The sequence below is a fragment of the Cryobacterium sp. Hz7 genome (genome assembly GCF_004402815.1).
Lineage (GTDB): Bacteria > Actinomycetota > Actinomycetes > Actinomycetales > Microbacteriaceae > Cryobacterium > Cryobacterium sandaracinum.
Genome location: NZ_SOFB01000049.1, coordinates 131,161 through 149,891 on the forward strand (window position 1 = coordinate 131,161; position 18,731 = coordinate 149,891).

Here is an 18,731-nt window from a genome sequence, read left to right on the forward strand (position 1 = left end):
CGGTGGTCTACTACGGCGACGAGCAGGGTTTCATGGGCGCGGGCGGCGACAAGGACGCCCGCCAGTCGCTGTTCGCCAGCCAGGTGCCCGAGTACGCGAACCAGCCGCTGATCACCGGCGAGACCGCCGGCTCGATCGACCGGTTCGGGACGGATGCGCCGCTCTACAGTCGGATCGCTGAGCTCTCCGCGCTGCGGAGCGACCACCCTGCCCTCGCGACGGGCGCCCAGATCGAGCGCTACGCCGACACCGGGGCCGGCGTCTACGCGTTCAGCCGGGTCGACCGCACGGAGAAGATCGAACACCTCGTCGCCGTCAACAACTCGGCCGCGGCGAAAACCGTGACGATCCCCACCCTCACCACGGGTGCGTCCTACTCGGTGCTGTTCGGCGACACCGCTTCCGCGGTATCCGGCGACACCGGGGATCTGGCCGTCACCGTGCCGGCCCGCGGCTCGGTCGTGCTCGTGGCCGACCGACCCGTCAGCGCTCCGGCCGCGGCCGCCGCGATCACGGTCGCCGCCCCGGCAGCCGGAGCCGGCGTCACCGGCGTCTCACCCGTCGGGGCCACCGTCGACGACGGGACCTGGCAGGAGACCGGCTTCGCCTGGCGGGTCGTGGGTGACACTGCGTGGACCAGCCTCGGCACCGCCGAAGACACCACTCCGCGGGTCTTCCACGACACCGCCGGCCTCGCCACGGGCACCCTGGTCGAATACCGCGCCGTCTCCACGGATGCCGCCGGCCAGCGGGCCGCCGCGTCCAGCTTCGCCTCCGTGGGCAACACGGTTTCGCTCGCCGATACCGGCACGCCCGACGCCGCGATCGACCTGGTCACGGTGGCCGGTAGTCACAACTCCGAGATGGGTTGTGCCGGGGACTGGCAGCCCGGCTGTGAGGCCGCGAAACTGGCCCTCCGGGCCGACGGCATCTACGCCGGCACCTTCGACCTTCCGGCCGGCGACTACGAGTACAAGATCGCCGTCAACGGCTCCTGGGACCTCAACTACGGTTCCGGCGGGGTTCCCGGCGGCGACAACGTGAGCTACACGACCGACGGCGGCCCGGTCACGTTCTACTTCGACCCGCGCAACAACTTCTTTCAGGGCACGGCCGAGGGCGATATCGTCGTCGCGGCCGGTTCCTTCCAGGAGGAGGCCGGTTGCCCCGGAGACTGGAAACCGGACTGCCTCGCAACCTGGCTGCAGGACGTGGACGGCGACGGCATCCTCACCCTGAGTTCGAACACCCTGCCGACCGGCTCGTACGAGGCGAAGGTCGCGCACAACCTCGGCTGGGACGAGAACTATGGCGCCGACGGCGTGCCGAACGGAGCGAACCTGTCGTTCACGGCCACCGAGGGCAAGGAAACCCTGTTCAGCTACGACCTCGCCGCCCACGTGCTCACGATCACGGTGACCGACCCGCCGCTGGCCGGCACCGGAGCGCAGCGCGCGCACTGGGTGAGCGAGAAGACCCTCGCCTGGCCGCGTGACCTGCTGCCCGCGAATGCCGACCCGGCCGCGCTCGGTTACACGCTGCACTCCTCGTCGGCCGCCGACCTGGCGGTCACCGACGGAGCGGTGACCGGCGGTGACACGGTCGCCCTCGAGTACGACCCGGCCGGTCTCTCCGACGCGGAGAAAGCGCGTTTCCCGGCCCTCGCCGGGTCCGTGGCCCTGCGCCCGGTCGGTGTGGACCGGGTGGAGCTGGAACGGCTGCTGACCACCCAGCTGGCGGTGGCCCAGTCCGGCACCGGCACCGGCACCGACGACACCACAGGCATCCTCACCGCGTTCACGGGCGTGCAACTGCCCGGCGTGCTCGACGACCTCTACGCGGATGCCGCAGCGGACCGGACGCTCGGCGTCACCTGGTCCAAGAAGCGGCCCACGATCGCGGTCTGGGCTCCCACGGCGCAGAACGTCGACGCGCTCGTCTGGACGGCGGGCGACACGGCCGACCCGGAGCGCATCGCGTTGACGCGCCAGGATGACGGCACGTGGACCGCGACCGGCGCCAAGAACTGGACCGGCGCATCCTTCGTCTTCGAGGTCACGGTGTTCGCGCCGACGACGGGGAAGATCGAGGTGAACCAGGTCACCGACCCGTACTCGGTCGCCCTGACGCAGAACTCCACCCGGTCGGTGCTCATCGACCTGGCCGATAAGGCTTACCGCCCCAAGGCGTGGGAGAAAGCGAAGGCGCCGGTCATCGAGAAGGCCGTGGACCGGTCGATCTACGAACTGCACGTGCGCGACTTCTCGATCTCCGACGACACCGTGCCGGAAGAGCTCCGCGGCACCTACGGCGCGTTCGGGGTCGACAGCGCGGGAACCCGGCATCTGTCCGAGCTGGCGGCTGCCGGGCTCAACACCGTGCACCTGCTGCCGACCTTCGACATCGCCACGATCCAGGAAGACCGTGCCCTCCAGGCCGTTCCGGCCTGCGACCTGGCCTCCTTCGGACCGGCCTCGCCGGGCCAGCAGGCGTGCATCCAGGCGATCAGGGACCAGGACGGCTTCAACTGGGGCTACGACCCGTTCCACTTCTCGGCGCCGGAGGGGTCCTACGCGGTGAATGCCCACGGCGGCGCCCGGGTGGCCGAGTTCCGCGGCATGGTGGGGGCCCTGCACGAGGACGGCCTGCAGGTCGTACTCGACGAGGTGTTCAACCACACCGCGCAGAGCGGCCAGGGGGAGAAATCGGTGCTCGACCAGGTCGTGCCCGGTTACTACCACCGTCTCAACCCGCAAGGCTCCGTCGAGACCTCCACCTGCTGCCAGAACATCGCCACCGAGCACGAACTGGCCCAGAAGCTCATGGTCGACTCCGTCGTGCTCTGGGCGAAGGAGTACCGCGTGGACGGGTTCCGGTTCGACCTGATGGGCCACCACTCGAAGGCCAACCTGCTGGCCGTGCGGGATGCCCTCGACGCGCTCACCCTGAAAAAGGACGGCGTGAACGGCCAGGCGATCTACCTCTACGGTGAGGGCTGGAACTTCGGCGAGGTCGCGAACAACGCCCTGTTCGAGCAGGCGACGCAGGGCCAGCTGGGCGGAACCGGCATCGGCACGTTCAACGACCGGCTGCGCGACGCGGTGCATGGCGGCAGCCCCGTCGACGGCAGCACCGTGCAGCAGCAGGGCTTCGGCACCGGGCTCGGCACCGATCCCAACGGCGTGGCGATCAACGGCACCCCCGAGCAGGCGCTCGCCCGGCTCGGGCAGGCCAGCGACCTGGTGCGGCTCGGCCTGGCCGCGAACCTGCGCGACTTCAGCTTCGTCACCAGCGACGGCACGGTGAAGCGCGGCGACGAACTCGACTACAACGGGTCGCCGGCCGGGTATGCGGACCAGCCGGACGAGGTGATCAACTACGTCGACGCGCACGACAACGAGACGCTCTACGACCTGCTCGCCCTCAAGCTGCCGGCCGACACCGGGATGAGTGACCGGGTGCGAATGAACACCCTGTCCCTTGCCACCGCGACCCTGTCGCAGGCGCCATCGCTCTGGCACGCCGGAACCGACCTGCTGCGCTCGAAGTCGCTCGACCGCGACAGCTACAACTCGGGCGACTGGTTCAACCGCATCGACTGGACCGGCCAGACCAGCAACTTCGGCGTCGGTCTGCCGTCAGCGGCCGCCAACGAGGACAAGTGGGCCATCATGCGCCCGCTGCTCGAGGACCCGGCCCTCAAGCCGACGCCGGACGACATCAGCTTCGCGTCGGCCCAGGCCCAGGACCTGCTGCGCCTCAAACAGTCGACCGAACTGTTCCGGCTCGGCGATGCGAAGCTGATCAACCAGAAGCTGACCTTCCCGGCCAGCGGACCGGACGCCACCCCCGGCGTCATCGCGATGAGCGTCGACGACACGGTGGGAGGCGACGTCGACAAGGAACTGGACGGCCTGCTGGTGCTCTTCAACGCCAGCCCCGAACCTCAGACGGTTCTGCTCAACGAGTTGGCCGGGCGCGGCTACGCCCTCAGCGGCATCCAGGCCGCCGGGATGGATGCGCTCGTCAAGTCGACGACCTGGGACACGGCGACCGGCACGGTAACGGTTCCCGCCCGCACGGTCGCGGTGCTCGTCGACGCGCAGGAGCGGACGGCGAAGAAGCGGTAACCCGCGGATCGCACCCCGTTCAGGAGCGAACGGGGTGCAGCAGCCGCCAGATCCGGTCGCGCGACATCGGCAGTTCGGTGGGACGGATGCCAATGGCGTCGCGCACCGCGTTCGCCAGGGCGGGTGCCACCGGGTTGTAGGGCGACTCGCTCATCGACTTCGCCCCGAACGGGCCTAGCACGTCGCTCGTGTCCGCGAAGTACACCTCGGTCACGGGCAGGTCGGCGAGCTGCGGGATGTGGTAATTCCGCAGCACGCTCGTGGTCACGGTGCCCGCCCCGTCGAGGATAACCTCCTCGTAGAGCGCGGTGCCGATCGCCTGCGCGACCCCACCCTCGATCTGGCCGCGGCACTGCTCCGGGTTCATCACGACCCCGGCATCCGCCGCCTGGATCGACTGCAGAATGCGCACCTCGCCGGTCTGCGTGTTCACGGCCACCCGGAATGCGTGCACGTTGAACGCCACCGAGCGGCGGGCGCCGTCTTCGGCGCCGACACCGCGGAGAGCGGAGGCCCCGGGCGCGGATGCCCCGGTTACGGATGCCTGCCCGGCCAGTTCGGCCAGCGACGTGAACACCGCTCCGCTGCGCAGCCCGTCGGGTTCCAGGGTCCAGGCGGCGGCGGGGATCTCCGGGTGCCTCTCCGTGGCGGCGGACCGCAGCGTGTCGGCCAGGTCGTTCGCCGCCGCGAGCACGGCCTTGCCGGCGATGACGACGCCCGCGGAGCCGAACGCGCCGGTGTCGTAGCCGATGGCATCCGTGTCGGACTGCAGGATCTCGATCCGGTCGGGAGTCGTGTGCAGGGCCGTGGCGGCGAGCTGCGCGTGCACCGTGGTGGTGCCGTTGCCGAACTCGGCCGTGCCGACGCGGACGGTGTAGTGGGTGGGGGATTCGAGGACCGCGTTTTCGAGGGTGACCGAGGCCTGCGCGTAGTGCCCGCGCGGCGGGGTGGTCGCGATCATGGCGGTGGCCATGCCCTCGCCGGTCTTCCAGTGCTCGCCGAGCGGCACGGTGGCGCCGTTGCCGCGGGCCAGGGCCGTCTGGGCCAGGTCGAAGCACTGGTCGAGTCCGTAGCTGCCGAAGATGAGGTCCTCACCCTCCACGTGGGTGACCACGAGCGGGTCGTTCGGGCCGACCGAGTTTCGCCGGCGCAGGTCGAACGGGTTGATGCCGACGGTGCGGGCGAGCTCGTCGAGTGCGGACTCGACGCCGAAGATCACCTGGCCGAGGCCGTAGCCGCGGAAGGCGCCCGAGGGGAGATTGTTCGTGTAGACGCTTCGGGCATCCACCCGCTTGTTGGGCACCCGATAGAGGCTGACCGACTCGGAGCTGCCGTGGAACATCACCCCGGGGCCGTGGTTGCCATAGGCGCCGGTGTCGGCGAGTACACCCAGCTTCAGTGCGGTGAGGCGGCCGGCGTCGTCGGCGCCGAGGGTGACGTCGATGCGCATGGGGTGACGGGCCGGGGAGAGGGTGAACTCGTCGGAACGGCTGAACTCGTATTGCACGGGGCGCCCGGTCTTCAGCACCGCGAGCGCGACGATGTCCTCGGTCAAAATTTCCTGCTTGCCGCCGAAGCCGCCGCCGACCCGGGCTGTGAACACGCGCAGCCGCCCCGGGTCGAGGGCGAACAGGCGGCAGATCTCGCGGTGCACCAGGAACGGCACCTGGGAACTGGTGCGCAGGATGAGCCGGTCGCCGCTTGCCGATGCGTCTGCCGTGCCGGGCTCCAGCCAGCCGATGGTGGCGTGCGTCTCCAAATGGGTATGCGCCACCCGTTGGGTCTGCCAGGTTCCGCTAACGCTGTGGGCGGCGCCGGCCAGGCCGGCCGCGATGTCGCCGTATTCGCCGTGCAGCTCGGCCACCAGGTTGCGGGTCGGGTCGGCCAGCCGGCTCGCGGTGGCATCCTTGTCGCCGTGCACCAGGGGAGCGCCGGGCAGGAGAGCGGCGTGCGGGTCGAAGACGGCCGGGAGCGTCTCGTAGTCGATCTCGATCAGGCGGCAGGCGGCCTCGGCGATGGCGAGGGTGTCGGCGACGACGGCCGCGACGCGCTGGCCGCGGAACCGCACGACCGAATCGAGCACGAGGGTGTCGTCGGGGTCGTCGAGGCGGTCCTCGTGCCGGGCGGTGGAGAACAGGGTGGCCGGGGAGTCGGCGTGGGTGAGCACGGCGTGCACCCCGGGCAGGGCCGCGGCTGCCTCGGTTTGGATCGAACGGATGCGCGCGTGCGCCTGCGTGCTCTGCAGCACGCTGAGGTGCAGGAGGCCGGGCACCGTGACATCGAGGGTGTACGGCTCCTGCCCGCTGACCACGCGTTCGCTGGCCGGGGCCGCCAGGGAGGTGCCGACCGTGCCGGGGCGCGGTCCGGTCTGGACGACCGGGCCCAGGCCGGTGCGTGCCGGTGCGTCGGTGCGACAGGAGCTGTCTGACCTGGCTGAGCCGTTGACGGGGGTGTGGCTGCCGCGGATGGCGTCCTCGATGGCGCGGTAGCCGGTACAGCGGCACAGGTTGCCCTTGAGCAGGCGGGGGAGGTCGTCAAGGTCGGTCTCGGTCAGGGCGGACGCGGTCACGATCATGCCGGCGGTGCAGAACCCGCATTGGAACCCGGCGGCGTCGACGAAGCGCTGCTGGATCGGGGCCAGATCACCGGGCAGGCCGAGCCCGGCCACGGTCGTGACCTCTGTGCCCTCGGCCCGGAACGCCGGGTAGATGCAGGAGTGCACCGGAGTGCAGTCGACCAGCACGGAGCAGGCGCCGCAGTCGCCGGTGTCGCAGCCCTTCTTGACTTCGAAGTGCTCCTGGTCGCGGATGAAGGAGCGCAGGCACTGCCCGGGGGCAGGGGAGGCGTCGACGGGTTCGCCGTTGATCTGGAATCTCATGAGCGGTCTCCGTTCCGGGGTGCCGCCTGGTCTCGCGCGGCCGGTTCGGGTTCTTGTCTCGGTTCGGGTTCTTGTCTCGGTTCGGGCTGCTGTTCCAGCTCTGCTCGGATCTCCTCGCCGAGCACGCCGCTCACGGCGCGGCGCCAGTCGGCGGCGCCGTGGGCATCCGTGAACCAGCAGTCGATGGCGGCGATGTCCTGGGCGAGTGTGCCCGCGTCGGGCAGGGAATCGTAGCGCAGTTGCACCGGACGCACAGTGCCGGCGGTGACGGTGAGCACGAAGCGGCCGGTGCCGTCGCTGGCGTCGCGGGCGGTCGTGTCGTCGCTGTCGGAGAGGTCGGCGCGGTCGAGCCGGCCGATCAGCACGGCGCCGGAGCGGCCGAGTGGGGAGAGGGCGATCTTGCGGTATGCGGTGCGGGCCGCCAGCGAAGAGGTCGGCACGTGGATGGACCGCAGCACATCGCCGGTGCGGAGCGCGTTGGTGGTGTTGCCGGTGACGAAGGACGCTGCGGGCATCCGTTCGTCGCTGCCGTCACGACGCCAGATCAGCACCTCCGCGTCGAGGGCGGCAGCCAGGCTGGTCATCGGGCCAGCCGGCAGGGAGGCGCAGAGGTTGCCGCCGACGGTGGCGACGTTCCAGATCTTGAATGAGCCGTAGAGGGCGGTGCAGCACTGGTAGATCAGCGGATGCGCGGTCCAGCCGGGTGCGGCCGCCAGCCGGGAGAGTTCGGCGATGGTGCAGGTGGCGGCGATGACGAGGCCGGGGGTGGTGCCGGTGGCGCGCTCGCCGGTGTGGGCATCCGTGCCGGTGGCGGCACCTGGGCCGGTGTCCGGGGTGCCGGCATCCGTCGTCAGGGTCAGAGCGGGCCAGCCCAGGGTCTGCAGGTCGACCAGCCCGGTGAGGTGCGTCTGCGGGTCGGCGAACAGGTCGGAGCCGCCCGCGAGCGGGGCCACCTGGGCGTCGAGGAGCGCGAGATCGCCCCGGTGACGAGCGGGGGTGATCGTGAACACGGTGTTGAGGTCCATCGTTTCCCTCACTCGACCGCTCGGGTGCAGGTCGACACCCTGAATTATCCACTCGCCCGTGTCGCCCCGCGAGTCGACGCGCTCGCTCGCGGCATCCTCACGGCGAGCCACCCTGTTTTCGCGCAGGGCACGGGTGCGCGGAAGGGCGGGGGCGAACCAATTCGACGGAGATTTTTAGCCAAAAGCGGATTTTAGGCGTGTTTTGTGCCGATTTGACCAGAATCTCCGTCGAATTCGTTCGGGCCGGAGCCAGTGGGGCTAGTGGAGCCAGAGGGGTTAGTGGGGCTAGTGGAGCCAGTGGGGCTAGTGGAGCCAGAGGGGCCAGTGGGGCCAGTGGGGCCAGTCCAGCTAGTGGTCCACACCGTGGAGCTGGTCGAGGATGTGGTCGAGCACGTCGGCGAGGAGACCCAGTCCATCCTTCACGCCGTTGGGGGAGCCGGGGAGGTTGATCACCAGGGTGCGCCCGCGGGCGATCCCGGCGTGACCGCGCGAGATGACGGCCAGAGGGGTGGATGCGGCGCCGCGGCGGCGGAATTCCTCCATCAGCCCGGGGAGCAGCCGGTCGAGGTGCGGGAGGGTCTGCTCGGGGGTGAGGTCGTGGGGGCTGACGCCCGTGCCGCCCGTGGTGATCACAAGGTCGATGCCAGCGTCGAGGGCCTCGATCAGGGCAGCGCCGACCGGGGCGCCGTCGGGCACGATGCGGCGCTCGCCGAGCGTGAAGCCGCGCTCTCGCAGCCAGGCATCGAGGACGGGGCCGGTGCGGTCCGGGTAGACCCCGGCCGCGGCGCGGGTGGAGGCGACAATGACCTGCGCGCGGCGCGGTGCGCGCGGTGCGCGTGGTTCGGTGGGTTCGGACGGAGTCGACGGAAGGTTCGCTGTGGCGGTCACGCGCTCCATCCTGCCCCACTGCGGCAGCCGCGTTCCCGCCCCTCCCGGTGTCTATTCCGCAGATGCGGTAATAAGATGCTCAATATGTCTCAGATACGGATTAAGGAAGCCGCCGGATACCTCGGGGTCAGCGACGACACCCTGCGGCGCTGGATCGACAATGGGGCGCTCGCCGCGAGCACCGACGACGCCGGACGCATGGTCGTCGACGGATCCGACCTGGCCCACCTGGCCCGGGAGACCGCGCTGGCCCGAGAGGACGCGCTGTCGCCCGCGGATCCGTCCACGACGGCGAGCTCGGCCCGCAACCGTTTCGTCGGGCTGGTCACCCGCGTGGTGAGCGATCCGGTGATGAGCCAGGTCGAGCTGCAGTGCGGCCCCCACCGGGTGGTGTCCCTGATGAGCACCGAGGCCGTGCGTGACCTCGGCCTGGTGCCGGGGTCGGTGGCCGTGGCCGTGGTCAAGGCCACCACCGTGATCGTCGAAACCCCGAAGGGCCAGTCGTGACCCGATTGTGGAGCGTGCGCGTCGCGGTCGGGCTGTCGGCGGCATCCGTCGTGCTGGCCGGCTGCGCAGGAACGGCCGGGGCCTCGTCGGGGGCGACCGGGGCGTCTACGGAGCAGGGCGAGACGCTCACCGTGTTCGCCGCGGCATCCCTCACCGAGACCTTCACCGAGCTAGCCGACCGGTTCGAGGCCGTCCATCCCGGCGTAACGGTCGCGCTCAACTTCGGGGGCTCGGCCGACCTCGTTACCCAGATCCGGGAGGGCGCCCCTGCCGATGTGTTCGCGGCGGCGGACGCCAGGACCATGGCCAAGCTCAGCGGCGACGGCCTCCTCGACGGCGTCCCGGTGGTCTTCGCCACCAACACCCTCATGATCGCCGTGCCCGCCGACAACCCGGCCGGCATCGATTCCTTCGCCGACCTCGCCGCGCCGAATGTGGACGTAGTGGTCTGCGCGCCGCAGGTGCCGTGCGGCGCCGCGCTGCCGGCCCTCGAGGCGGCGGCCGGCGTCCGGCTCGCGCCGGTGAGCGAAGAGAACGCCGTCACCGGCGTGCTCGGCAAGGTCACATCGGGCGACGCGGATGCCGGGCTCGTCTATGTGACCGACGTCACCTCCGCCGGCGACGCGGTTCTCGGCATCCCGGTGCCGGAGGCAGATCAGGCCGTGAATGAATACCCGATCGCCGTCGTGGCGGGCAGTGAGCAGGCGCTGCTCGGGGCAGCCTTCACCCGGTTCGTGACCGGAGCGACCGGTCAGACCGTGCTCGGGGCGGCCGGTTTTGGCGCGCCGTGAGGTGGTGGTGAGTCGCTCCGACTCCCACACCGGCCCCCACGACGGCCGGGTCACCCTCGGCGTGCCCCGCTGGACCCTTCCCGTGGCTGCCCTCGGCGCCCTGTTCATCGTGCTGCCGATCGTGGGCATGACCCTGCGCGTTGACTGGTCCCGGTTCGGTGCGCTCGTGACCTCCGAAGCGGCGGTCGCGGCGCTGCTGCTCAGCCTGCGCACCGCCATGATGAGCACCGTGCTCTGCCTGCTGTTCGGCGTGCCGATGGCTCTCGGCCTGGCCCGCAGCCGGTTTCCCGGACAACGCCTCGTGCGCGCCGTCGTTCTGCTGCCGCTCGTGCTGCCGCCCGTTGTGGGCGGTATCGCCCTGCTGTCGACCTTCGGGCGCCGCGGCCTGCTCGGCGAGACCTTCGAGGTGCTCGGCATCCAGATCGCGTTCTCGACCACCGCCGTCGTGCTCGCGCAGACCTTCGTGGCGCTGCCGTTCCTGGTGCTGAGCGTGGAGGCGACCCTGCGGGCCTCCGGCGCGCGCTTCGAGGCGGTCGCCGCCACGCTCGGCGCCACCCCCGGCACGGTCTTCCGGCGGGTGACGCTACCGCTGGTGCTGCCCGGTCTGCTCTCCGGCGCGGTGCTCGCGTTCGCGCGCGCGCTCGGTGAGTTCGGGGCGACCCTCACGTTCGCCGGCAGCCTGCAGGGGGTCACCCGCACGCTGCCGCTCGAGATCTACCTGCAGCGGGAAACGGATGCGGATGCGGCCGTCGCCCTGGCTCTCCTCCTCGTGGCCGTCGCCCTGATCGTGATGGTCGCCACCCACCGGCCGCGCGGACTGTCGTGACCTTCGAACTGGCCGCCGTGATGCGCCGGCGCGGACTGGAGGTCGCCTTCACCGTGTCGCCGGGCGAGACGGTGGCGCTGCTCGGCTCCAACGGGGCCGGCAAGTCCACCATCGTCGAGCTCTGCGCGGGTCTGCTGCGGCCCGATTCGGGTAGGGCCACCCTCGACGGGCAGGTCTTCTTCGATCTGGCGGCCGACGGTGCAGACCGTGCCGACGGGAGGCGGCCGGGCATCTTCACACCGCCGCACGCCCGACGCACGGTGCTGCTCGCCCAGGAGCCGCTGCTCTTCCCGCACCTGAACGTGCGCGACAATGTGGCGTTCGGGCCGCGCAGCGCGGGGGAATCCCGGGCTGCGTCACGACTTCTCGCCGACGAGTGGCTCGCCGCCGCCGAGGTGTCCGACTTCGCCGACCGGCGGCCCGGGATGCTGTCCGGCGGCCAGGCCCAGCGGGTCGCGGTGGCCCGGGCTCTCGCGGCCAGTCCGCGGCTGCTGCTGCTCGACGAGCCCATGACCGCGCTCGATGTGGCGGCGGTGCCCGCCCAGCGCCAGTTGCTGCACCGGGTACTGTTCGATCGGTCCGTCATCCTGGTCACCCACGACCCGCTCGACGCCCTCGCGCTGGCCGACCGGGTGATTGTGCTGCAGGGCGGGCGCATCATCGAGGAGGGGCCGACCCGTTCGGTGTTCGCGCACCCGCAGGCCGAGTTCACCCGGGCCCTGACGTTCGGGCTCGACCTGTCTGCCTCGCCGTGATACCCCTGTCAGAGTTCGGTGTGCATTGCCCGGGGGAGGGAATACGCTGGATGATATGACGTCTTCCGCTTCACCGTCCACCCGTGCGATGGCTCGCCCGCTGACGGACGAGGAAGTCGACCGCATCCGCAACGACTTCCCGATCCTCGATCAACTGGTCAATGGGCATCCGCTCAATTACCTCGACTCGGGCGCTACCTCGCAGAACCCGCTCAGCGTCATGGAGGCCGAGCAGGAGTTCTACGAGCAGCGCAATGCAGCCGTGCACCGCGGGGCCCACACGCTCGCGTTCGGAGCCACCGAGACGTTCGAGGCAGCCCGGGCGACCGTGGCCGCGTTCATCGGGGCGAAGGCCGACGAGATCGTCTGGACGTCGAACGCGACCGAGGGCATCAACCTCGTCGCCTACGCCTTTTCCAACGCGTCGCTCGGCCTCGGCGGCCCCGCGGCGACACGATTCTCACTCGGCGCCGGCGACGAGATCGTCGTCACCGAGATGGAGCACCACGCCAACCTGATTCCGTGGCAGCAGCTCGCGTTGCGTACCGGCGCGACCCTGCGGTTCATCCCGGTTCTAGATGACGGCACGCTCGACCTGGCCGCGGCGGCGGGAGTCATCGGAGCCCGCACCCGCCTGCTCGCGCTCACGCACGCCTCCAACGTGGTGGGCACGATCAACCCGGTCGCCGAGCTCGTAGCTCTGGCCCGCTCGGTGGGCGCGCTGGTGCTGCTGGACGCCTGCCAGTCGGTGCCGCATCTTCCTGTGGATGTCGCCGCCCTCGACGTGGACTTCGCCGTCTTCTCCGGGCACAAGATGCTCGGCCCGACCGGCATCGGTGTGCTCTACGGCAAGGCCGAGCTGCTCGCGGGCATGCCGCCGTTCCTCACCGGCGGATCCATGATCACCACCGTGGACATGCACACCGCCGAGTTCCTCGCCCCGCCGCAGCGGTTCGAGGCCGGTACCCAGCGCATCTCCCAGGCGATCGCCCTGGCCGCCGCGGTGGAGTACCTGACCGAGACCGGGATGGAACGCATCGCCGCGCGCGAGGCCGAACTGGGGCAGCGCCTCGTGGCTGGGCTCGTCGGCATCCCCGGGGTGCGTCTGCTCGGGCCGCCGGCCGGAGTCGACCGCATTGGTCTGGCCAGTTTCGACCTGGCCGGGGTGCACGCCCACGATGTCGGTCAGTACCTCGACGAGGCCGGTATCGCGGTGCGCGTCGGGCACCATTGCGCCCAGCCGCTGCACCGCCGGCTCGGCGTGACCGCGTCGACGCGGGCGAGCACCTACCTGTACACGACCACCGACGAGGTGGACCGGTTCCTGGCGACCCTGGCCGAGGTTGCCCCGTTCTTCGGAGTGAAGTCATGACCCAAAGTGCCATGCAGCAGCTCTACCAGCAGATCATCCTCGACCACGCCAAGTCCCGGAACGGTGCCTCGGCGGAGGGGCTGCCACCGCTCGAGGCAGCCGGGACTGCTGCCGGTGCTTCTCTTGGCGCTGCTTCTCCTGCCGGTGCGGGTTCCGGGTCGCGCGTGACGGAGTCGCACCAGGTGAACACGACCTGCGGGGACGAGGTGACCGTGCGCATCGGCCTGCGTGCCGGTGAATCCGGCGGCTCGCCCGCGTCGGCCGGCGAGCCTGCCGACGATGTCGTGATCGAGGAGTTCGCCTGGGCCGGCGACGGATGCTCGATTTCGATGGCCTCGGCATCCGTGCTGCACGACATCGTGCGGGGCGAGAACGTCGCCACCGCGCGGGCCGTGCTGGACACCTTCCGCGAGATGCTGCGCTCGCGCGGCACGATCGAGCCCGACGAGGAGGTGCTCGGTGACGCTGCCGCCTTCGCCGGCGTCTCCCGCTACCCGGCCCGCGTCAAGTGCGCGATGCTGCCGTGGGTGGCGTTCGAGGCGGCTCTGCTCGCGGGGTAGGGCTCGTGTAGGGCTTGTGTAGGTCTGCGCAGGGATCGCGCAGGCTCGGAGGCTAGGGTGGTCGGAGGCCGCGCGACGCGGCTCCGGACGACGGTTCAGTACCCGGCACGCGACAAGACTGGCCACGGGAGCTGTTGTCATGTCGTGGATCATCCTCATTGTGTCCGGGGTTCTGGAAGCGGTCTGGGCCACGGCGCTCGGTAAGTCGGACGGGTTCACCCGACTGTGGCCATCCGTCGTGTTCGCGGTGGCACTCGTGCTCAGCATGGGCGGGCTGGCCTTTGCCATGCGGGACATCTCGACCGGGACCGCGTATGCCGTCTGGGTCGGGATCGGCGCGGCGCTCACCGTGCTCTACGCCATGGTCTTCGGCGCTGAGCCGGCCTCCCTGCTGAAGATCGTGCTCATCCTCGGCCTGGTGGGGTGCGTCGTCGGGTTGAAATTCGTCGACGCCGCGCACTGAGTCGGTCGCTGAGCGCGTCCGACGCTGCGAGCATCAGGGCATCAGAACGGTGGCGGCTCGTCCGCTTCGGGTGGCCGAGACCTCGCGTCAGATGGAGGCCTCGGCGGCGGCCCCGGATGCGGCCCCGGCTTCGGTCGACGCTCCGGCGCACGGATGATCGTGGCCGGCTCACTGATGAACGTGCGCCCGGTCGGCGATGTCCACTTCAGCGTGCCGTCCGACAGGTGCATGTAGGTCCACCGGGTCTCTGACTTCAGCGCATGGTCGGCCGGACACAGATGCGCCAGGTTATCGTGCTCCGTCAGCCCGTCGAACTGCCAGTCGAGGGTGTGGTCGATGTCGCACTGTGTCGCCGCCCGGCGGCAGCCCGGCCACCGGCAGGTTTCGTCTCGCACCCGGAGGTACCGTCGCAGTTCCTTCGGCACCTTGTAGCGGGTGCGCCCGACCGAGAGCACCACTCCCGTCTCCGGGTGGATCAGGACTCGGATGAAGCCGGGTGCCCGAGCCGCGATCTCGCGTGCGGTGTCGGGGTCGATCGGTCCGTATCCCTCGAGGTGCCCGGGTTCCTCGGAGTGGCCGAGGAGCGTCATCACCGGGACGGTCACGTGCACCGAGCCCCGGATTCCCTTGCCCACCCCGGAGGCGGTGACCCCGTCGAGGATGAGGTCTTCGAAGACGTCCGCCCGCAGCTGCGTCAACGCGCGGGTCTCGTTCGGGCCCTGCAGGCTCATCCCCATCACTGTGAGGCGGTCGTACCCGGCCTTCACCTTCTCCGCCGAGTCGAACCAGTACAGCGACGCCATCCCGTCGGGCTCCGGCTCGAAGACCACCTTGCGGTCGGCCACCGATTTCTGGTGCCGGGCTGTGATCGACTCCGGGTGCTGCCGTTCCCGCATGACGCGTGCCTTGTACTTCAGGTTGGCCACGGTCAGGTGCGGAGCGGATTTCAACAGCGCCTCTTCGAACCCGGCCAGTGCCTCGGCGGGGAGTGACCAGGCCTGGTTCATGATCGCCTGCGCGTGCCGGTACGTGATCGACCCGTCCTGCAGCGCGGCCCGGGTGGCGGGCAGCTCATTCATCAGGGTCTGGCTTTCGGCGATCAGGGTCTCGGTCGAGCGCACCGGCAGCCGCAGGGTGCACGCCAGCTCGGTGACGAACTCCCGTTTGGCGACCATGGCGGCATCCCACCGGGCACGAGGCACCCCGGCCGTGACCCCGGATATGGCCGGAGGACCTTCCCGAGCCTTGTCTTTGGCTGCCTGGACCGCGTCCAGGGCCAGTACCTCGGCGAACCGGCGGGCCTGATCGACCTGCTCGGCCAGGCGGGCGTCGACCCGGGCGGACTCCGCCTGCGTCTCCCGGATCGCATCGAAGTGACGACCCAGGCGTTCTAGCTGCTCACGGTAGGAGGGCTTCATGAGTCACACGTTACGGGCGGCCACTGACATTCGTGGGGCCAGATCGGCACCCGTCAGTACCCTGTGGATAACCTGATCACACCCGTATTGTGGAGGAGTAGAGCAATGCGCCCGGGGCCCGCTGCGGGCATCCGCTACTGGGCCGGCGGCACGCATCCGTTGTCACGTAAACGCGGAGATTTCTGGCAAAACACCGGTTGTGGTCGCCGGTTGCCCGGCGTGTCGCGAGAATCTCCGAGGTCAGCGAATTCGACCGCGACGGATGCCCCGGCGAACCTCTGGAGGTCGACGCACCGGGTCTCGACAAGCTCGACCACCGGGCCGACCACCGGGGCTGGCCATCGGAAACGGCTCTTCACTCGGGCGGGCCTTCGGCGTATGTTTGAGGTGGAAAAAGCGAAAAGTCAACGCCCGCCGGGGTGGTCAACCTACCCCTGCTGGGCGAGGAGTTCCGGCCACGATTCGCGCTCACCGCTTCACCGACAGTCGGCTCTCCGCCTCGGAAGCACGCCCTGATCGACATCCAGTGCGGCGCGGGATGCCCGATACGCGGCGGCTTCAACGTCTACCCCTCCACACGCGCCACGAATCACCTGCACCACCAAGGAGGCGTTTCACAATGATGAAAGAACTGCACACCGTGTTACCGGCGGCGGACCTCAAACGAGCCCAGTCGTTCTACCACGACGCGCTTGTCCTCGACCCCGACGAAACCAACGAGGGAGTCCTCGTGTATCACGTCGGGTCGGGATCGGTCTTCGAGATCTACGAGACCAGTAACGCCGGCACGGCCCAGAACGCCCAGATGGGCTGGATCACGGATGACCTCGACACCGAGATGAGCACGCTCCGCGAACGCGGAGTCGTCTTCGAGGAATTCGACATCCCCGGCATGAAGACGGTGAACGGGGTCGTCACGGCCGAAGACATAAAATCGGCCTGGTTCCGCGACACCGAAGGCAACTTCATCTGCATCTCGCAGACGATCTAGCCACCCCAGTCACCCCACTCACCGATCCCGGGCGGCGCGGAGGCGCCGCCCGGTCCCTCGCTTGGCCGTCATGCTCGGCGCGTGCTCGGCGCGTGCCCGGTGCGTGCTCGGCGCGTACTCAGTGCGCGCCCAGCCGGTGTGCCAACTCGCGAAGCACCACGGCCAGGCGGTCGCCGAAACCCTGCGGGACCTGCTGCGGCAGGGCATCCGTCGGCCACCAGGCGACGTCTTCGCTCTCGTGGCTCGTCACGGGCATCGCATCGGCCCGTGCGACAGCCGCGAAACCGATGTCCCAGTGCGTGGTGCAGCGCCCGAACCGCGAACTGAGCGCGTGCCGGTGCACGTCGACCGGCAACGGGTCGCCGGTCCCGGCGACGAGTCGGCCGTCGAGAGGACTGAGTTCGGCGATGCCGCCCTCTTCGCGGGCCTCGCGCAGGGCGGCCGCGGCCACGGAGAGGTCGGATGCCTCGATGTGCCCGCCGAGTTGCACCCAGAACCGGCCCTTTTTATGGAAGCAGAGCAGCACGCGACTCATGTCCGGAGTGAAGACGAAGCAACTCGCGGTCAGATGCTCGGCGCCGCCGTCGCGGTCGAGCGCAGAACCGCGGCCCGCCCGCACGAAGTCGATATATGCGCTTCGCAACCGGGCCTGGGCCGGGTCGACCGGCATCCAGCCGGCCAGGAGCGTCTCAACGTCGAGTGCCGCGGGGAGGTGGTCTGCGCCGGAATGCAGATCGATGCCCTGGGTCATATCCGAAGGCTATCCGCCGGGCGACACCCAGCAGTGCAGCCACTCGGTCGCCAAGCCGGCAGGGTGAGCCGTCCGCTCAGGCCGAGTGGGCACCCAGCTCGGCGCGGAGCGGCCAGTCCTGGCCGTCGAGGATGATCTGCGCCGAGCGACCGGTGGCGGCATTGACGACGATCGGCGCCATCAGGTTCACGGTCGTTCCGTCCTCGCCGGGGTTCGTCACCACGAGCAGCAGCGCGTCATCCGGCCCGGTCAGGTCGAGCGATGCCGCGTGCTCGTCGCTGATCACGGGGGAGTAGTCGGGCAAGTAGACGGATGCGTCGAGCACGAACAGACGGGTTCGCTGGTCCTCTGCGGACTGCAGCGAGAACAGGCCGTCGGCGCCGGGAATCTCGGTCAGGCTGAACTCGGTCAGCGGGTCCAGCCCGGGCGGCGGGGACACGAAGCTCAGGGCGGCGGTCACGGTGCCGGCGGTCGAAACGGCGCTCATCGGAGGAAGTCCATCAGCGTCGGCTGGAGCACCCGGGCGGTGACCGACAGGGCCGCCTGGTAGGTGACCTCCTGCAGTTTCAGGTCGAGGATGGCCTGGCCGAGGTCGACATCCTCGATTCCGGCCCGCTGGGCCTCGAGATTTCCCTTGTGCTGCACGAGTGCTTCCCCGGCTTTCTGGATCTGGGCCTGACGCACACCGACATCGGTCTGCGCCGTGAGCACGGTCTTCATTGCCAAGTCTATGGCTGTGAGGTGGGTACCCACGTTCGTGCCGGTGCGCAAGTCGTCGGCGATGGTGCCGATCAGAGCAAAAATCGAATTCGTAGCCGTGCCGAAGATGGCGGCGCCGTCGGCGTCGACCCTCACGGTGGTGTCCGCGCCGATGCGGCGGTCGACGCTCGCGGTCGCGGTGCCCGTGAAGGTGAAGTCGGGGTCGTCCCGGAAGGCGAGCCCGGCATCCGAATTTCCGGCGAAGACGCTGCGGCCCAGGTAGTCGGCGTTCGCCTGCGCGAGCAGGTTCTGGGTGAGGCCGTCGAGGCGGGCCGCGATGGCCTCCTTCGCGGCGGGGGAGAGAGCACCGTCGTTGGCACCCTGCACGGTCAGGTCGCGCACCTGGTTCAGCAGGTTCGTGGCCTCGGCCAGTGCCATGCTGGCGGTGGTGAGCCAGCCGTCGCCGTTGTCGGCGTTGCGGGCGTACTGCGTGACCGCGCGCTGCTCGGCGCGCACGGTGAGGGAATCGGCTGCCCGAGCGGGGTCGTCGGAGGGGCGGGCGATGGCCTTGAGCGAGGTGGCCTGCTCCTGCAACTGCGCCATCCGGGCGAGGTTGGCCTGCAGATTGGTCTGCGCGGAGCGCATCTGGGTCTGGGAGGTGACGCGGGCGATCATGG

At 69.9% G+C, this 18,731-nt stretch carries 16 protein-coding genes and 1 riboswitch; of the genes, 9 read left to right on the forward strand and 7 right to left on the reverse strand.

The window, feature by feature from the left end; genetic code table 11:
- Nucleotides 1–2 precede the first annotated feature (2 nt).
- A complete protein-coding gene (gene pulA, locus E3N86_RS10880) occupies nt 3–4,130 on the forward strand; it encodes a pullulanase-type alpha-1,6-glucosidase (RefSeq protein ID WP_370295422.1) in 4,128 nt (1,375 codons plus the stop codon).
- Between the two features lie 19 nt (nt 4,131–4,149).
- Here the strand turns inward: pulA and E3N86_RS10885 are convergent, their stop codons facing one another.
- The 3 genes from E3N86_RS10885 to E3N86_RS10900 form a co-directional block, all read right to left on the reverse strand.
- Nucleotides 4,150–7,008 (reverse strand): molybdopterin cofactor-binding domain-containing protein, encoded by a 2,859-nt coding sequence (locus E3N86_RS10885; protein ID WP_134511935.1) that lies wholly within the window; start codon nt 7,006–7,008, stop codon nt 4,150–4,152.
- Nucleotides 7,005–8,033 carry an FAD binding domain-containing protein gene (locus E3N86_RS10890; protein ID WP_134511936.1) on the reverse strand — a complete coding sequence of 343 codons (1,029 nt, stop codon included), beginning with the start codon at nt 8,031–8,033 and terminating at the stop codon, nt 7,005–7,007. The genes E3N86_RS10885 and E3N86_RS10890 overlap by 4 nt, the downstream gene beginning before the upstream one ends.
- A 348-nt stretch (nt 8,034–8,381) precedes the next feature.
- Entirely contained in the window at nt 8,382–8,921 is a 540-nt protein-coding gene (locus tag E3N86_RS10900; RefSeq protein ID WP_370295423.1) for a molybdenum cofactor biosynthesis protein B, read from the reverse strand.
- Nucleotides 8,922–9,005: 84 nt separating this feature from the next.
- On the opposite strand from E3N86_RS10900, the gene E3N86_RS10905 reads away from it, so the two are divergent.
- The 7 genes from E3N86_RS10905 (at nt 9,006) to E3N86_RS10935 (ending at nt 14,195) form a co-directional block, all read left to right on the forward strand.
- The gene (locus E3N86_RS10905) at nt 9,006–9,428 is read left to right on the forward strand and encodes a molybdopterin-binding protein (RefSeq protein WP_104171331.1); all 423 of its coding nucleotides are present in this window, start codon (nt 9,006–9,008) and stop codon (nt 9,426–9,428) included.
- Nucleotides 9,425–10,219 (forward strand): molybdate ABC transporter substrate-binding protein, encoded by a 795-nt coding sequence (modA, locus tag E3N86_RS10910; protein WP_198412908.1) that lies wholly within the window; start codon nt 9,425–9,427, stop codon nt 10,217–10,219. The genes E3N86_RS10905 and modA overlap by 4 nt, the downstream gene beginning before the upstream one ends.
- 7 nt (nt 10,220–10,226) lie before the next feature.
- Nucleotides 10,227–11,045, forward strand: coding sequence for an ABC transporter permease (locus tag E3N86_RS10915; RefSeq protein ID WP_241986044.1), 819 nt, complete (start codon nt 10,227–10,229; stop codon nt 11,043–11,045).
- On the forward strand, nt 11,042–11,800 hold the full coding sequence (locus E3N86_RS10920; protein WP_134511937.1) for a sulfate/molybdate ABC transporter ATP-binding protein: 759 nt from the start codon (nt 11,042–11,044) through the stop codon (nt 11,798–11,800). The genes E3N86_RS10915 and E3N86_RS10920 overlap by 4 nt, the downstream gene beginning before the upstream one ends.
- 55 nt (nt 11,801–11,855) lie before the next feature.
- The gene (locus E3N86_RS10925) at nt 11,856–13,172 is read left to right on the forward strand and encodes a cysteine desulfurase (RefSeq protein WP_104099378.1); all 1,317 of its coding nucleotides are present in this window, start codon (nt 11,856–11,858) and stop codon (nt 13,170–13,172) included.
- Nucleotides 13,169–13,732 (forward strand): Fe-S cluster assembly sulfur transfer protein SufU, encoded by a 564-nt coding sequence (sufU, locus tag E3N86_RS10930; protein ID WP_134511938.1) that lies wholly within the window; start codon nt 13,169–13,171, stop codon nt 13,730–13,732. Before E3N86_RS10925 ends, sufU begins: the two co-directional genes overlap by 4 nt.
- Before the next feature lie 63 nt (nt 13,733–13,795).
- Nucleotides 13,796–13,859, forward strand: a riboswitch (guanidine-III (ykkC-III) riboswitch).
- A 12-nt stretch (nt 13,860–13,871) separates the two neighbouring features.
- Nucleotides 13,872–14,195 (forward strand): multidrug efflux SMR transporter, encoded by a 324-nt coding sequence (locus E3N86_RS10935; RefSeq protein ID WP_104099376.1) that lies wholly within the window; start codon nt 13,872–13,874, stop codon nt 14,193–14,195.
- A 41-nt stretch (nt 14,196–14,236) separates the two neighbouring features.
- Here E3N86_RS10935 and E3N86_RS10940 read toward each other — a convergent pair whose 3' ends face one another.
- Complete coding sequence (locus E3N86_RS10940) at nt 14,237–15,613, reverse strand: HNH endonuclease signature motif containing protein (RefSeq protein WP_134511939.1); 1,377 nt, start codon at nt 15,611–15,613, stop codon at nt 14,237–14,239.
- Nucleotides 15,614–16,232: 619 nt separating this feature from the next.
- Here E3N86_RS10940 and E3N86_RS10945 point away from each other — a divergent pair.
- Nucleotides 16,233–16,604 (forward strand): VOC family protein, encoded by a 372-nt coding sequence (locus E3N86_RS10945; RefSeq protein WP_104099374.1) that lies wholly within the window; start codon nt 16,233–16,235, stop codon nt 16,602–16,604.
- A 118-nt stretch (nt 16,605–16,722) separates the two neighbouring features.
- Here E3N86_RS10945 and E3N86_RS10950 read toward each other — a convergent pair whose 3' ends face one another.
- The 3 genes from E3N86_RS10950 to flgL form a co-directional block, all read right to left on the reverse strand.
- A complete protein-coding gene (locus E3N86_RS10950; RefSeq protein WP_241986046.1) occupies nt 16,723–17,355 on the reverse strand; it encodes an NUDIX domain-containing protein in 633 nt (210 codons plus the stop codon).
- Nucleotides 17,356–17,431: 76 nt separating this feature from the next.
- A complete protein-coding gene (locus tag E3N86_RS10955; RefSeq protein ID WP_134342035.1) occupies nt 17,432–17,842 on the reverse strand; it encodes a flagellar assembly protein FliW in 411 nt (136 codons plus the stop codon).
- Nucleotides 17,839–18,729 (reverse strand): flagellar hook-associated protein FlgL, encoded by an 891-nt coding sequence (flgL, locus tag E3N86_RS10960; protein ID WP_134374366.1) that lies wholly within the window; start codon nt 18,727–18,729, stop codon nt 17,839–17,841. Before flgL ends, E3N86_RS10955 begins: the two co-directional genes overlap by 4 nt.
- Between the last annotated feature and the right edge of the window lie 2 nt (nt 18,730–18,731).